The organism is Streptomyces sp. NPDC045431, assembly GCF_040646655.1.
Taxonomy (GTDB): Bacteria; Actinomycetota; Actinomycetes; order Streptomycetales; family Streptomycetaceae; genus Streptomyces.
Genome location: NZ_JBEZAQ010000016.1, coordinates 82,242 through 97,757, shown reverse-complemented (window position 1 = coordinate 97,757; position 15,516 = coordinate 82,242). Strand labels below are relative to the sequence as shown.

Sequence of the window (15,516 nt, the reverse complement as noted above, 5' to 3'; positions counted from 1 at the left end):
GCCTGCCTGATATCGCAGCGGAGCCGTATCGCCCCGGAATTCCCGGGTGATACGGCTCCGCTTTTCGTTTCGGTGAATCTTTCTGTATACGGTCTCGCTGTTAAATGCGGGCGCTCGCCGTGTTGACGCGATGTTGCGGAGTCCTCACACGCAGCCGGTGCGCGCCGAGCGAGCGTTCGGTGTGCAGGGCGGTGAGCGCCCGGGCCCGTTCCGCGTCGCCGCGCGCCACCGCGTCGACGATCGCGCCGTGCTCGGCCCACGCCTCCACGGGCGCCGCCGGCTGCTCGACCGCGTACATCCAGGCGATCTTGTGGCGCAGCTGGGTCAGCAGGGCGGTCAGGCCCGGACTGCCGGAGGCCTGGGCGAGCGTCTCGTGGAACCAGCCGCCGAGCGCCCGCAGGTCCTCCCCCTGACCCCGGCGCGCCCGCTCCTGGCCCAGTCTGACCAGGCCCCGCAACACCTTGAGGTGCGCCTCGGTACGCCGCTGGGCCGCGCGCGCCGCACCGAGCGGCTCCAGCAGCGCCCGGACCTCCAGCAGGTCGGCCGCCTCCTGCTCGGTGGGCTCGGCGACGCACGCCCCGGCGTGGCGGCGGGTGGTGACGAAGCCCTCGGACTCCAGCGTCCGCAGGGCCTCGCGGACCGGGACGCGGGAGACGCCGTAGCGGCGCGCCAGCTGCTCCTCGGTGAGGCGGGCGCCGCGCGGGAAGACGCCGGAGACGATGTCGTCGCGAATCGCCGTGCATACCGAGTGCGCGGGAATGCGCATACCGAACCTCCGACGTAATGCGCGCGAAACAGCGTGCGTCCGACCGATGTGACGAGTGTTCAGCGACTCTATGACAACGGGACTGAATTTCCGATGCCCGGTCGAAATCCATGGATATCTTTTGGCCAATGGCCGCACGAAGCCGCACGAAGAAGGCCCCGGCTCGGATGGGGAGCCGGGGCCTTCTTCGCGGAATGTGCGGGTCAGACGTTGACGCCGTGCGAGCGCAGGTACGCGACCGGGTCGATGTCCGAGCCGTACTCGGCGCTCGTGCGGGCCTCGAAGTGGAGGTGCGGACCGGAGGAGTTGCCGGTGGAGCCGGAGAGGCCGATCTGCTGGCCGGGCATGACCCGCTCGCCGACCGAGACGCTGACGGAGGAGAGGTGGCCGTACTGCGTGTACATGCCGTCCGCCATCCGGATCACCACGTTGTTGCCGTACGCGCCGCCCCAGCCCGCCTCGACGACGGTGCCCAGGCCCACGGCGACGACCGTGGAGCCGGAGGCGGCGTGGAAGTCGACGCCGGTGTGGCTGCCGGAGGACCACATGGCGCCGCCGGTCTGGTAGCCGGTGCTGACGTACGAACCGGCGACCGGGAGCGTGAAGGAGTTCAGGCGCTTGCGCTCGGCCTCGCGGGCGGCGCGCTCCTCCGCCTCGCGGGCGGCCTTGACGCGGGCCTCGGCCTTGCGCTTGGCCTCGGCTTCGGCCTCGGCCTGGGCGGCGGCGCGGGCGGCGGCCTCCTCGGCCTCACGCTCCTGCGCCTCGGCCTGGGCGTCCACGCTCTCGGCGAGCGTGTCGGTGATGACCGCCTGGTTGAGGCCGGTGTCCTCCAGTGCGCGGACGTCCGCGTCGGCGGCGAGCGCCGGGGAAGCGAGGGTTCCGATGACGCCGGTGGTGGCGATGGCCGCCACGCCGGCGACGTGTGCGCTCTTACGGCTCAGGCGGCTCGGGGCACGGTGCTTCCCGGTGGCACGGGTGAACGCCATTCGGTGGCTGATCCTTTCCTTCCTTCTCGCCTACCGGGTTAGCTGACGGGTTCGGAGCAGGAAGGTCTCCTACGGACCCCTCCGCACGGATGCGAAGGCGTCCGATTCACCCCAGGGACTTCGTGTGGGTCCCCGGCTCCCCGGGCTCGCGCCCGATGGGGATTCGGCGATGGCTGCCCGGTGCCGCGGATGCGGCGGGTACGGCGGGCGGACAGCGCATCAGACGCTAAGCGGCTGATCTTTCAATCACCAAACGGACACGGTTTTTTGTAGCGCACGCCACAGGGCAGACACGTAACCTCCGCAACAAAACGGACATGCGGCGGACCGGGGAACAGACAGCGGAACCCCGGCATCCGCATGGATGCCGGGGTTCCGCTGGTGACGCGCGGCCGATCCGCCGTCAATCAGCCGCTGACGACGCTGACTTCGCCGATACCGAGCGCCTCGACCGGCTCCTTGATCTGCGCGGCGTCGCCGACGAGCACCGTGACGAGACGGTCCACCGGGAAGGCGCTGACGACCGCGGCCGTGGCCTCCACCGTCCCGGTCTCGGCCAGGCGGGCGTACAACCGCGCCTGGAAGTCGTCCGGGAGGTGCTGCTCGACCTGGTCGGCGAGGGTGCCCGCGACCGAGGCCGCCGTCTCGTACTTGAGCGGGGCGACGCCCACGAGGTTCTGCACGGCGACGTCCCGCTCGGCGTCGGTCAGGCCCTCGGCGGCGAGGGTGCGCAGCACCTTCCACAGGTCGTCGAGCGCCGGGCCGGTGTTGGGGGTGTCGACGGAGCCGCTGATGGCGAGCATCGAGGCGCCGTTGCCCTCGGGACCGGAGCGGAGCACCTGGCCGAAGGCCCGTACGCCGTAGGTGTAGCCCTTCTCCTCACGCAGGACGCGGTCCAGGCGCGAGGTCAGGGTGCCGCCCAGGCAGTAGGTGCCGAGCACCTGGGCCGGCCAGACGCGGTCGTGCCGGTCGGAGCCGATGCGGCCGATCAGCAGCTGCGTCTGCACGGCGCCGGGGCGGTCGACGATGACGACGCGGCCCGTGTCGTCGGCCGTGACGGGCGGTACGGGGCGGGGCTCGGCGGTGTCGCCGGTCCAGGCGCCGAGGGTGTCGGCGAGCACCGCGTCGAGGTCGACGTCCGTGAGGTCGCCGACGACGATCGCGGTGGCCGTGGCGGGCCGGACATGGGCCTCGTAGAAGGCCCGTACGGCCGCGGAGTCGATGCGCTCCACCGTCTCCAGGGTGCCCTGGCGGGGGCGGGACATCCGGGAGTCGGCCGGGAACAGCTCCTTGGAGAGCTGCATGGCGGCGCGGCGCGCCGGGTTGGCGATCTCGTGCGGGATCTCGTCGAGCCGGTTGCGCACCAGGCGCTCGACCTCGCTGTCGGCGAAGGCGGGCGCGCGCAGGGCGTCGGCGACCAGGCCGAGGGCCTTGGCCAGCCGGGAGACCGGGACCTCCAGGGAGACGCGTACGCCGGGGTGGTCGGCGTGTGCGTCGAGGGTGGCGCCGCAGCGCTCCAGCTCGGCGGCGAACTCCTCCGCCGAGTACTTGTCGGTGCCCTCGGACAGCGCCCGGGCCATGATCGTGGCGACACCGTCCAGGCCCTCGGGCTCGGCCTCCAGGGGGGCGGCGAGGGAGATCTCGACGGCCACGACCTGCTGGCCGGGGCGGTGGCAGCGCAGCACGGTCAGACCGTTGGGCAGGGTGCCGCGCTCGGGGGCGGGGAAGGCCCAGGGCCTGGCGGTGCCGGGCGTGGGCTGCGGGTGGAACTCCATGGACGTCAGGGACACAGCGGCGTCGCTCACTGGTCGGCCCCCTCTTCTTCCTCGCTGCGGTCGGCGTCGCTCTGGTCGGTGTCGCTGTCGGCGGCCCCGCCCTGATCACCGTTGACGGGCTCGTAGACCAGTACGGCCCTGTTGTCCGGGCGCAGGCGGGCCTTGGCGACGGCCTGCACCTCCTCGGCGGTGACGTCCAGGACGCGCTGGACGGCGGTGAGCGCGAGCTGCGGGTCGCCGAACAGCACGGCGAACCGGCACAGCTCGTCCGCGCGGCCGGCGACCGTGCCGAGCCGGTCCAGCCATTCGCGCTCCAGCTGGGCCTGGGCCCGCTCCATCTCCTCGGGCGTCGGGCCCTCGGCGGCGAACCGGGCCAGCTCCTCGTCGACCGCGGCCTCGATGTCCGGCACCTCGACGCCGCCGGACGTCTTCACGTCCAGCCAGCCCATGGAGGGGGCCCCGGCGAGGCGCAGCAGGCCGAAGCCGGCGGTCACGGCCGTACGGTCGCGGCGCACCAGGCGGTTGTGGAGCCGGGACGACTCACCGCCGCCGAGGACGGTCAGGGCCAGGTCGGCGGCGTCGCACTCGCGCGTGCCGTCGTGCGGCAGGCGGTAGGCGGCCATCAGCGCGCGGGCCGGGACGTCCTCCACGATGACCTCGCGCAGCTGCTCGCCGATGACGTCGGGGAGCGTGCCGTCGCGCGGCGGCTGCTTGCCGTCGTGGGCCGGGATGGAGCCGAAGTACTTCTCGATCCAGGCGAGCGTCTGCTCGGGGTCGATGTCGCCGACGACGGACAGCACTGCGTTGTTCGGCGCGTAGTACGTACGGAAGAAGTTCCGCGCGTCCTCCAGGGTGGCGGCGTCGAGGTCCGCCATGGAGCCGATCGGCGTGTGGTGGTAGGGGTGGCCCTGCGGGAAGGCGAGGGCGGTGAGCCGCTCGAAGGCGGTGCCGTACGGGACGTTGTCGTACCGCTGGCGGCGCTCGTTCTTGACGACGTCCCGCTGGTTCTCCATGGACTCGTCGTCGAGCGCGGTGAGCAGCGAGCCCATCCGGTCTGCCTCGAGCCACAGGGCCAGCTCCAGCTGGTGGGTGGGCATCGTCTCGAAGTAGTTGGTCCGCTCGAAGCTCGTGGTGCCGTTGAGGGAGCCGCCGGCGCCCTGGACGAGCTCGAAGTGGCCGTTGCCCTTGACCTGCGCGGAGCCCTGGAACATCAGGTGCTCGAAGAGGTGGGCGAGGCCGGTGCGGCCCTTGACCTCGTGGCGCGAGCCGACGTCGTACCAGAGGCATACCGCGGCGACCGGGGTCAGGTGGTCCTCGGAGAGCACCACGCGCAGGCCGTTGGCCAGCCGGTGCTCGGTCGCTGTCAGTCCGCCGGAGCCGGCCTGGGCTGTGGCCGTGTGACCCATGGGCATGTACGTCCCTTCGATCGCGATGCGAATGTCGTGCCGTGAAAGTCCTGCCACTGTATGCAAGCGCACCGACGGTCGCGGAAGTTCCCGTCCGGCCCGATCGTCCCTCTTCCGGGTCGCGGTCGGGGTTGTCAGTGGGACGGTCCACAATGGTCGGCGACAGATCAGCCTTTGCCTGGTGAAGGAGCGCAGCCGCGATGGCCCGCCGCAGCACGAAGACCGCGCAGCCCGACGACTACGAGGAGCGGATCCTCGACATCGACGTCGTCGACGAAATGCAGGGCTCCTTCCTCGAGTACGCGTACTCGGTGATCTACTCCCGGGCCCTCCCCGACGCCCGCGACGGCATGAAGCCGGTGCACCGCCGGATCGTGTACCAGATGAACGAGATGGGCCTGCGCCCGGAGCGCGGGTTCGTCAAGTGCGCCCGGGTCGTCGGCGAGGTGATGGGCAAGCTGCACCCGCACGGTGACGCGTCGATCTACGACGCGCTGGTGCGCATGGCGCAGCCGTTCTCGATGCGCCTGCCGCTGGTCGACGGCCACGGCAACTTCGGCTCGCTGGGCAACGACGACCCGCCGGCCGCCATGCGGTACACCGAGTGCCGGATGGCCGACGCGACGTCGCTGATGACGGAGTCCATCGACGAGGACACCGTCGACTTCACACCCAACTACGACGGCCAGGAGCGCGAGCCGGTCGCGCTGCCCGCGGCCTTCCCCAACCTGCTGGTCAACGGCGCGTCCGGGATCGCGGTCGGCATGGCGACCAACATGCCGCCGCACAACCTGGGCGAGGTCATCGCCGCCGCCCGCCACCTGATCAAGCATCCGGGCGCCGACCTGGAGACCCTGATGCGGTACGTGCCGGGTCCGGACCTGCCGACCGGCGGCCGGATCGTGGGCCTGTCCGGGATCAGGGACGCGTACGAGACGGGCCGCGGAACCTTCAAGATCCGCGCGACCGCGACCGTGGAGAACGTGACGGCGCGCCGCAAGGGCCTGGTGGTGACGGAGCTGCCCTTCACGGTGGGCCCGGAGAAGGTGATCGCCAAGATCAAGGACCTGGTGGCGGCGAAGAAGCTCCAGGGCATCGCCGACGTCAAGGACCTCACCGACCGCGCGCACGGGCTGCGGCTCGTCATCGAGGTGAAGAACGGCTTCATCCCGGAGGCCGTCCTGGAGCAGCTCTACAAGCTGACGCCGATGGAGGAGTCCTTCGGCATCAACAATGTGGCGCTGGTCGACGGGCAGCCGCTCACGCTGGGCCTCAAGGAGCTGCTGGAGGTCTACCTCGACCACCGCTTCGAGGTCGTACGGCGCCGCAGCGAGTTCCGGCGCGGCAAGAAGCGCGACCGGCTGCACCTGGTCGAGGGCCTGCTCGTCGCACTCCTCGACATCGACGAGGTCATCCGGCTGATCCGGTCCAGCGACAACTCGGCGCAGGCCAAGGAGCGGCTGATCGAGCGCTTCTCGCTGAGCGAGATCCAGACGCAGTACATCCTGGACACCCCGCTGCGGCGGCTCACCAAGTTCGACCGGCTGGAGCTGGAGGGCGAGCGCGACCGGCTCAACAGCGAGATCGAGGAGCTGACGCGGATCCTGGAGTCCGACGCCGAGCTGCGCAAGCTGGTCTCCTCCGAGCTGGCCGCCGTGGCCAAGAAGTTCGGCACCGAGCGGCGCACGGTCCTGCTGGAGTCGGCGGGCTCGCCCGTCGCGGCGGTGTCCCTGGAGGTCGCCGACGACCCGTGCCGGGTGCTGCTGTCCTCCACCGGGCTGCTGGCCCGCACGGCGAGCGGGGAGCCGCTCCCGGACAGCGACGGCAAGCGCACCAAGCACGACGTGATCGTCTCGGCGGTGCCGGCGACGCAGCGCGGCGACGTGGGCGTGGTGACGTCCGCCGGGCGGCTGCTGCGGCTGCCGGTGATCGACCTTCCGCAGCTGCCGGACACGGCGGGCGCCCCGAACCTGTCGGGCGGGGCGCAGCTGTCGGAGTTCCTGACCCTGGAGAAGGACGAGACGGTCGTCTGCCTGACCACGCTGGACGAGTCGTCGCCGGGCCTGGCGATCGGCACGCTCCAGGGAGTCGTCAAGCGCGTGGTGCCGGACTACCCGGCCAACAAGGACGAGCTGGAGGTCATCGGTCTCAGGGAGGGTGACCGGATCGTCGGCGCGGTGGAGCTGCGCACGGGCGAGGAGGACCTGGTCTTCATCACCTCCGACGCGCAGCTGCTGCGCTACCCGGCCTCGCAGGTGCGGCCGCAGGGCCGCCCGGCGGGCGGCATGGCCGGCGTCAAGCTGGCGGCCGGCGCCGAGGTGATCTCGTTCACCGCGGTCGACCCGGCGGCGGACGCGGTGGTCTTCACGGTCGCGGGCTCCTCCGGCGCGCTGGACCCGAAGGCCGGCATGTCGGCGAAGCTGACGCCGTTCGACCAGTACCCGCGCAAGGGCCGCGCGACCGGTGGCGTGCGCTGCCAGCGCTTCCTGAAGGGCGAGGACACCCTGGTCCTGGCCTGGGCGGGCGCGGCCCCGGCCCGGGCGGCCCAGAAGAACGGCACCCCGGTCGAGCTGCCCGAGACCGACCCGCGCCGCGACGGCTCGGGTACGCCGCTGGCCAACCCGGTAGCGGCGCTGGCGGGCCCGGCGTCGTAACGGACGCCCTCGCCGTCCATGGGCAGCCGTGGGCGGTGAGGGCGCCTTACGAACCGTCCTCGGGGGACGGCTCCGCGGGCTCCGGCACGTACCGCAGGACACCCCACATGGTGTGCTCCTCGGGGGCGTCCTGCGGACCGGTCACCCGGCACGCGTCGAGGGCCTTGCGCAGGCCGTCGGCGTCGACGCCGGAGCCGATGAGCACGAGCTGCGTGAGGCGCTCTGCGTCGTCCTCGGGCCAGGGCTCCGGGTAGAAGCGGAGGAACCGGCCGACGGCGTGCACGGTGTAGCGGTTGGCGGGGTCGGCGTCGCCGAAGTCGACGAAGCCCTTGATGCGGTACAGGCCCTCGGGGCGGGAGTCGAGGAAGTCCAGCAGCCGGCGCGGGTGCATCGGCGCGTCGGCGGTGAAGGACACTGTGTCGTACGCCGCGTGCGGGTGGTCGTGGTGCTCGTCCTCGCGCAGGTCGTCGAAGGAGAGCTGCCCCTCGATCCAGTCGTCGCCGCCCTCGCGCCGGGCGGCCCGGTCGAAGAGGAGCTCGGGGTCGACCCGGCCGTACGCGGCGTCGACGACGGCGGCCCGCTCGGCCAGGGCCGCGACGGCGCCGTGGACGCGGCGCAGTTCGCCGGCGTCCACGCGGTCGGCCTTGTTGACGACGACGAGGTCGGCGAGGGCGAGGTGCCGGTCGGTCTCGGGATGGCGGGCGCGGGTGGCGTCGAACTCGGCGGCGTCCACGACCTGGACCAGCCCGCCGTACACCACCCGGTCGTTGTCGCTGGCGAGGATCATCCGCACCAGCTCCTGCGGCTCGGCGAGGCCGCTCGCCTCGATGACGATGACGTCGAGGCGGGCGGAGGGCCGGGTGAGGGTCTCCAGGTAGGTGTCGAGTTCACTGGCGTCGACGGCGCAGCACAGGCAGCCGTTGCCGAGGGAGACGGTGGAGCCGACCTGGCCGGCGACCGTCATGGCGTCGATCTCGATCGCGCCGAAGTCGTTGACCATGACGCCGACGCGGGTGCCTCTGGCGCTGCGCAGGAGGTGGTTGAGCAGGGTGGTCTTGCCCGACCCCAGGAAGCCCGAGAGGACGACGACGGGGATGGCGGGAATCTGCTGCGGCACGCTGCTGCTCAAGGGGCACCCTTCTCGATCGGCTCCGCGTCCGGCGGCTTGCGGCCCTCAGGATAGGCGGGGCCGGGGCGACGGGTGATCGGTGCGGCGGGGCCCGAGGCCGCCGAGCCGCGGGTTGGCGAGGCACGAGACCGCCGGGCCGGGGCGGCGGGTAACGGGGCCGCAGCGGAGGTGGCGTCGCCGGGGGCGCACGCCTCGGCCGCGTACCGCCGCAAGCGCCGGGAACCGGCCGCGAAGGGGGTGGATGGTCGCCCGGGGCGTGGGCCGACGGCAACACCGCCCCGCCCGGTCGGAGACCGTCGGCCCGAGGCCACCCGGCCCCGGGCGGGAGGCCCGTGACCACGGGGCCCGAGGTCGCGGTGATCGCGGGCGGGGGGGCGCGAGGCCGGGGGCCGGAGTGGCGAGGCCCGTGGCCACGAGGCCCGTGATCACCAGGCCCCCGTGACCACGGTTCCGGCGTGACGTCGGTCATGTGCCCGAACGTTTCCCCGGCGCGGCGTTTCCTCTTACGGTTCCTGGAGTGAGCCCCGCACCGACCCCCACGTCCGCCGCCTCGCCCGCGCGCGCCCCCGCTGCGCGCAGGCGGCGTTTCGGCTGGCCGCAGCGGGTCTTCTCGCAGGTCCTGCTGATGCAGCTGGCCATCGCCACCGGTGTCACCGTGCTCGCCACCGGCCTGTTCCTGGCCCCGCTGAGCGACCAGCTCGACGACCAGGCGATGCGGCGCGCGCTCGCCATCGCCGAGACCACCGCGTCCCCCGAGGTCGCCGGCCGGCTGCTGCACTCGCCGCCGGCCGCCGGCGGGCCCGTCCAGGCCGAGGCCGAGCGGATCAGGAAGGCCACCGGCGCCGAGTACGTGGTGATCATGGACCGTCGCGGGGTGCGCTGGTCGCACACCGACCCGCGCAAGATCGGCCGGGTGGTCTCCACCGACCCGAGCGACGCCCTCGCCGGCAAGGACGTCATGGAGATCGACAGCGGCACCCTCGGGCGCTCGGCCCGGGGCAAGGTCCCGCTGCGCGAGGCGGACGGCGACATCGTCGGCGCGGTGTCGGTCGGCATCGAGTACGACAGCGTGCGCGCCCGCCTGCTGGCCGCGATCCCCGGGCTCCTCGCGTACGCGGGTGGCGCCCTCGCCGTCGGCGCGCTGGCGGCGTACCTGATCTCGCGCCGCCTCCAGCGCCGTACGCACGACCTCGCCTTCTCCGACATCTCGGCCCTCCTCGCGGAGCGCGAGGCGATGCTCCACGGCATCCGGGAGGGCGTCGTCGCCCTCGACCGGGCCGGGCGGGTGCGGTTGCTGAACGACGAGGCGCAGCGGCTGCTGGGCGTGGGCCCGGAGGCCATCGGGCGGCCGCTGGACGAGGTGCTCGGCGAGGGGCGTACGACCGACGTGCTGGCGGGGCGGGTCACCGGCGAGGACCTGGTGACCGTACGCGGGCATCGGGTGCTGATCGCCAACCGCATGCCGACGGACGACGGGGGCGCCGTCGCCACCCTGCGCGACCGGACCGAACTGGAGCGGCTGGGGCGCGAGCTGGACTCGACGCGCGGCCTCATCGACGCGCTGCGCGCCCAGGACCACGAGCACGCCAATCGCCTCCACACCTTGCTCGGACTGCTGGAGCTGGAGATGCACGAGGAGGCGGTGGAGTTCGTCACCGAGGTGGTCGGGGTGCACCGGACGACGGCCGAGCAGGTCACCGAGAAGGTGCACGATCCGCTGCTGGCGGCGCTGCTGGTGGGCAAGGCCACGGTGGCGGCGGAGCGCGGCGTCTCGCTGCGCGTCGCGCCCGGCACGCTGCTGCCGGACCGGCTGGTCGAGCCGCGCGAGCTGGTCACGGTCGTCGGCAACCTGATCGACAACGCGCTGGACGCGGCGGCCGGTTCCGAGGAGCCGGTCGTGGAGGTCGAGCTGCGCGCCGAGGGGCGTACGGCGGTGCTGCGCGTCGCGGACAGCGGCCCCGGGGTGCCGCCCGAGCGACGCGAGCTGATCTTCACGGAGGGCTGGTCCACCAAGGAACGCCCGGCACACGGCGGGGAGCGGGGCCTGGGGCTGGCCATGGTGCGCAGGCTGGCGGAACGGCAGGGCGGCGGCGTACGGGTCGGGGAGTCGCCCGGCGGCGGCGCCGAGTTCACCGTCGTCCTCCCGGAGGCGCTGACGCAGCCGGCCCCCACCGTGGAGGGCGTCCGATGATCCGCGTGCTCGTCGTGGACGACGACGTCCGGGTCGCCGCGATCAACGCGGCGTACGTGGCGAAGGTGCCCGGCTTCGAGGTCGTCGCCTCGGCCCACACGGCGGCCGAGGCGCTCGCCCGCGTCGAGGAGCTGCCCGATCTGGACCTGATCCTGCTCGACCACTACCTGCCGGACCAGAACGGGCTCGCGGTCGTACGGGAACTGCGCCGGCGCGGCCACCAGACCGATGTGATCATGGTGACGGCCGCCCGCGACGTCGCGACCGTCCGGGCCGCGCAGCGCCACGGGGCGCTGCAGTACCTGGTGAAGCCGTTCAACTTCGCGGGCCTGCGCCCCAAGCTGGAGGCGTACGCGGCGCTGCGCCGCACCCTGGAGGGCGGCGGCGAGGCCGAACAGGCCGAGGTGGACCGGATCTTCGGCGCGCTGTCGGTCGCCTCCGGCGCCCCGGACCTGCCCAAGGGCCATTCCCCCACCACGGCGGAGCTCGTACGGCAGGTGCTGCTGGCCGCCGACGGACCGCTGTCGGCGCAGGAGATCGCCGAGCGGGCGGGCGTCAGCCGCCAGACCGCCCAGCGGTACCTGAAGCTGCTGGAACGGGCGGGCCGGGTGCGGCTGTCCCTCCGGTACGGCGAGACGGGCCGGCCGGAGCACCGTTACGTCTGGGCCGCTGCCGCCTAGGCGGCGGCGGCCCAGCAGGACTCCGGCGCCAGGGGTCGGACGTCAGGCGTCAGGCGTCAGACGTCAGGCGTCGATGCGCGAGCGGTCCAGGGTCGCCGCCGAGCTGGTGATGAACTCCTTGCGCGGGGCGACCTCGTTGCCCATCAGCAGGTCGAAGACCTGCTCCGCCGCCTCCAGGTCACCGATGTTGATCCGGCGCAGGGTGCGGTGCCTCGGGTCCATGGTGGTCTCCGCGAGCTGGTCGGCGTCCATCTCGCCGAGGCCCTTGTAGCGCTGGATGGAGTCCTTGTACCGGACGCCCTTGCGCTGGAACTCCAGCAGCGTCTGCCGCAGCTCGTTGTCCGAGTACGTGTAGACGTACTTGTCCTGGCCCTTCTTGGGCTGGACCAGCTCGATGCGGTGCAGCGGCGGTACGGCGGCGAAGACCCGTCCCGCCTCGACCATCGGGCGCATGTAGCGCTGGAAGAGGGTCAGCAGCAGGCAGCGGATGTGCGCGCCGTCGACGTCGGCGTCGACGAGGAGCACGATCTTGCCGTAACGCGCCGCGTCGATGTCGAAGGTCCGGCCGGAACCCGCCCCTATGACCTGGATGATCGCGCCGCACTCGGCGTTCTTGAGCATGTCCGAGACGGACGACTTCTGAACGTTGAGGATCTTGCCGCGGATCGGCAGCAGCGCCTGGAACTCGCTGTTCCGGGCGAGCTTCGCCGTGCCCAGCGCGGAGTCGCCCTCGACGATGAAGAGTTCGCTGCGCTCCACGTCGTCGCTGCGGCAGTCCGCGAGCTTCGCGGGCAGGGACGAGGACTCCAGCGCGGTCTTGCGGCGCTGCGCCTCCTTGTGCTGGCGGGCGGCGATACGCGTCCGGGCCGCGGCGACGGCCTTCTCCAGGATGGCGCGGGCCTGGGCCTTGGCATCGCGCTTGGTGGAGGTCAGGAAGGCCTTGAGCTCCTTGGCGACGACGTTGGCGACGATGCGGTTCGCCGCGGACGTACCGAGGACCTCCTTCGTCTGGCCCTCGAACTGCGGCTCGGCGAGCCGTACGGTCACGACGGCGGTGAGGCCCTCCAGGGCGTCGTCCTTGACGATGTCGTCCTCGGCGACGCGCAGCAGCTTGCTGGCGCGCAGCACCTCGTTGACCGTCTTGGTGACCGCGCGCTCGAAGCCGGTGACGTGGGTGCCGCCCTTGGGGGTGGCGATGATGTTGACGAAGGACTTGACCGTGGAGTCGTAGCCGGTGCCCCAGCGCAGCGCCACGTCGACGCCGAGCTCGCGGGTGACCTCGGTGGGCGTCATGTGGCCGCGCTCGTCGAGAACCGGCACGGTCTCCTTGAAGGTGCCCTGCCCGGTGAGGCGGAGCACGTCGCAGACGGCCTTGTCCTGCGCGAGGTACTCGCAGAACTCGCTGATGCCGCCGTCGAAGCGGAAGACCTCCTCGCTCTTGCCCTCGCCCTCCAGGTCGCGCTCGTCGCGCACCACGATGGTCAGGCCGGGCACCAGGAAGGCGGTCTGGCGGGCGCGCTGGTGCAGGTGCTCCAGGGAGAGCTTGGCGTCCTTGAGGAAGATCTGGCGGTCCGCCCAGTAGCGCACGCGGGTGCCGGTGCGGGTCTTCGGGACGCGCTTGACCTTCCGCAGTCCGTTCGCGGGGTCGAACGGGGCGTCGGGGCCGGACTCGGTGAAGATGCCCGGGACGCCGCGGCGGAAGCTGATGGAGTGGGTGGAGCCGTTCCGGTCGACCTCGACGTCGAGGCGGGCGGAGAGGGCGTTCACCACGGAGGCGCCGACGCCGTGCAGACCGCCGGAGGCGGCGTACGAGCCGCCGCCGAACTTGCCGCCGGCGTGCAGCTTGGTCATGACGACCTCGACACCGGACAGGCCGGTCTTCGGCTCGACGTCGACGGGGATGCCGCGGCCGTTGTCCCGGACCTCGACGGAGCCGTCCTCGTGGAGGATGACCTCGATGTGGTCGCAGTACCCGCCGAGGGCCTCGTCGACGGAGTTGTCGATGATCTCCCACAGGCAGTGCATCAGGCCGCGGCTGTCGGTGGACCCGATGTACATGCCGGGACGCTTGCGAACCGCCTCGAGCCCCTCCAGTACGAGCAGATGCCGCGCGGTGTAGTTGGAACCGTCACGGTCTGCGGTCAGCAGCGCACTGGACGGCACGGACGTCTCGGCGGTCACGCGGTTCGCTCCTCGCTGAATTTAAGATCTGGCCCATGGGGGTAGAGCCCGGCGTCTGTCACCGGCTCAGAGGGTACCGAGGCCTGGTAGAGCGGTTGTCACGCCACCCTCGTGATCCCTCATGCTAGTCCAGCGTCGCAAAGGTGTTCGATCCCTCGATGGGGTGACGTGGACATCACGTTCCCTTCCAGGCATGAACCATTTAGGCTCCGGGCACGTCCTCATGCACAACCGGCAACCCGGCCGGGAGGACCGAGCTAGGCATAACACCGCAAACAACGCGAAACCCGTAGAGCACAGCAATACGGCTCATTCGCCGCCAACCGGCAGCAGACAGCCACCTTGGAAAAAGTTTCGAGGAAAAGCCACGAGCGGGAACGTTTTCGGCCTGGTTGGATGTTGACCCTGGTACGACAGCTCGTCGAGCTAGAGAAGAGGCGACGTGACTACTGTTCTGACCCCCGCGAGCCCGCTGACGGCCGCCGACCGCTGCGACCGCTGCGGCGCCCAGGCATATCTGCGCGTCGTGCTGACCAGCGGTGGCGAACTGCTCTTCTGTGCCCACCACGGGCGCAAGTTCGAGCCGGAACTCAAGAAGATCGCCGCGGAAATACAGGATGAGACGGACCGGCTCACCGCTGTGCCGGCCAGCACCGAAGAGGATCGCTGACGCTCACATCCCGACGAGCCAGGGGCCCGGTCCAGGACCGGCCGACGGGCGGCTTCCCCCACACCCAGGGGGCGGGCCGCCCGTTCTCGTACCCTCACGCCCTGCACGGCCCGTGAGCCGTGGCCATGAGCCGCGGCCGCGGCCGCGTCACAGCTGCGGCATCACCGCCGAAACCCGGGTGTAGACGCCGGGGCTGCCCGGCTGCCCGCAGCCGCTGCCCCAGGAGACCAGGCCGATCAGCCGCCCCTGGGCGACCAGCGGGCCTCCGCTGTCCCCCTGGCACGCGTCCCGCCCGCCCTGCGGGTCACCCGCGCACAGCATCGTCGCGGGGATGTACGCCCCTCCCGCACCCGACGCGTAGGCGCGTCCGCAGACCTCGTCCGGCAGGACGCTGACACGCGCCGAGCGCAGCCCGTACGCGTAGGCGCCGCCCCCCGTCGTGTCGCCCCAGCCGTACACGTCGGCGCTCGTCCCCGGCCGGTACGCCGGGTCACCCGCGCCCGCGACCTTGATCACGAACGAACGCGGCAGCGCGCTCGCCAGCGTCAGCACGGCCAGGTCTCCCGACTGCGTCTCGGGGTCGTACGCCGGACTGATCCACGCCCGTGTCACCGGGACCTCCCGACCGCCCTGTCCGTGCAGCTCGGTGCGCCCCGCGATCACCGCGAGATCGGTCAGTGCGCCGGGGTCCGGGCCCAGCACCGCCGGTCCCAGGCAGTGGGCGGCGGTGACCACTTTGGTGGGTGCCACGACCACCCCGCCGCAGAACTGGCCCGCGCGCGCACTCCCGAACCGCGCACGGCTGGCGAGGGCCACCGCCCAGGGGCTGTCCGAAGCGCGTACCGGCTGTCCGCCGACCACCGCGCTGTCGGCGGCCACGGGCGCGGCGAAGGACAGCGCGGTGGCCGCCGCCAGCACGCTCATGACCACGGCCGCGGCGCGACGCGGCCATGTCCGGCTGAGGCCGAGGGGACGGCGCAGAGGACGCACAGGACGCATTCGGTCTCCTGACTCTCCGGTGAACCATGTTCACCCAGGGTCCGCCACCCCGGCCCGGCCCGCACCCGCTCACACGCCG

General features: G+C 72.1%; 11 protein-coding genes and 1 riboswitch. Of the genes, 4 read left to right on the top strand and 7 right to left on the bottom strand.

The annotated features are described in order from the left end of the window. Positions 1–100: 100 nt before the first annotated feature. The 4 genes from AB0A69_RS26700 to AB0A69_RS26685 all read right to left on the bottom strand — a co-directional run bounded on the left by AB0A69_RS26700 (position 101) and on the right by AB0A69_RS26685 (position 4,939). Complete coding sequence (locus AB0A69_RS26700) at positions 101–766, bottom strand: GntR family transcriptional regulator (RefSeq protein ID WP_361427053.1); 666 nt, start codon at positions 764–766, stop codon at positions 101–103. A gap of 203 nt (positions 767–969) precedes the next feature. Next, positions 970–1,752: a M23 family metallopeptidase gene (locus tag AB0A69_RS26695; RefSeq protein ID WP_361427050.1), complete on the bottom strand. Its 783-nt coding sequence runs from the start codon at positions 1,750–1,752 to the stop codon at positions 970–972. Between the two features lie 12 nt (positions 1,753–1,764). After that, positions 1,765–1,931: riboswitch (cyclic di-AMP (ydaO/yuaA leader) on the bottom strand. A 228-nt stretch (positions 1,932–2,159) separates the two neighbouring features. After that, on the bottom strand, positions 2,160–3,527 hold the full coding sequence (locus AB0A69_RS26690; RefSeq protein WP_361427239.1) for a pitrilysin family protein: 1,368 nt from the start codon (positions 3,525–3,527) through the stop codon (positions 2,160–2,162). Between the two features lie 26 nt (positions 3,528–3,553). Beyond that, entirely contained in the window at positions 3,554–4,939 is a 1,386-nt protein-coding gene (locus AB0A69_RS26685; RefSeq protein ID WP_361427047.1) for a pitrilysin family protein, read from the bottom strand. A 194-nt stretch (positions 4,940–5,133) separates the two neighbouring features. On the opposite strand from AB0A69_RS26685, the gene AB0A69_RS26680 reads away from it, so the two are divergent. Further along, complete coding sequence (locus AB0A69_RS26680; protein ID WP_361427043.1) at positions 5,134–7,587, top strand: DNA topoisomerase IV subunit A; 2,454 nt, start codon at positions 5,134–5,136, stop codon at positions 7,585–7,587. A 46-nt stretch (positions 7,588–7,633) separates the two neighbouring features. On the opposite strand, the gene AB0A69_RS26675 is transcribed toward AB0A69_RS26680, so the two are convergent. Further along, positions 7,634–8,716 carry a GTP-binding protein gene (locus tag AB0A69_RS26675; RefSeq protein ID WP_361427040.1) on the bottom strand — a complete coding sequence of 361 codons (1,083 nt, stop codon included), beginning with the start codon at positions 8,714–8,716 and terminating at the stop codon, positions 7,634–7,636. A gap of 625 nt (positions 8,717–9,341) precedes the next feature. Here AB0A69_RS26675 and AB0A69_RS26670 point away from each other — a divergent pair. Next, complete coding sequence (locus AB0A69_RS26670) at positions 9,342–10,907, top strand: sensor histidine kinase (protein WP_361427237.1); 1,566 nt, start codon at positions 9,342–9,344, stop codon at positions 10,905–10,907. After that, complete coding sequence (locus AB0A69_RS26665) at positions 10,904–11,587, top strand: response regulator (protein ID WP_361427037.1); 684 nt, start codon at positions 10,904–10,906, stop codon at positions 11,585–11,587. The genes AB0A69_RS26670 and AB0A69_RS26665 overlap by 4 nt, the downstream gene beginning before the upstream one ends. A gap of 63 nt (positions 11,588–11,650) precedes the next feature. Here the strand turns inward: AB0A69_RS26665 and AB0A69_RS26660 are convergent, their stop codons facing one another. After that, entirely contained in the window at positions 11,651–13,768 is a 2,118-nt protein-coding gene (locus AB0A69_RS26660) for a DNA topoisomerase IV subunit B (protein ID WP_361427034.1), read from the bottom strand. 442 nt (positions 13,769–14,210) lie between these two features. Between AB0A69_RS26660 and AB0A69_RS26655 the strand changes: the two genes are divergently transcribed. After that, on the top strand, positions 14,211–14,438 hold the full coding sequence (locus AB0A69_RS26655; protein ID WP_355356818.1) for a hypothetical protein: 228 nt from the start codon (positions 14,211–14,213) through the stop codon (positions 14,436–14,438). Between the two features lie 147 nt (positions 14,439–14,585). Here AB0A69_RS26655 and AB0A69_RS26650 read toward each other — a convergent pair whose 3' ends face one another. Next, positions 14,586–15,362 (bottom strand): serine protease, encoded by a 777-nt coding sequence (locus AB0A69_RS26650; RefSeq protein WP_361427234.1) that lies wholly within the window; start codon positions 15,360–15,362, stop codon positions 14,586–14,588. Positions 15,363–15,516 lie beyond the last annotated feature (154 nt).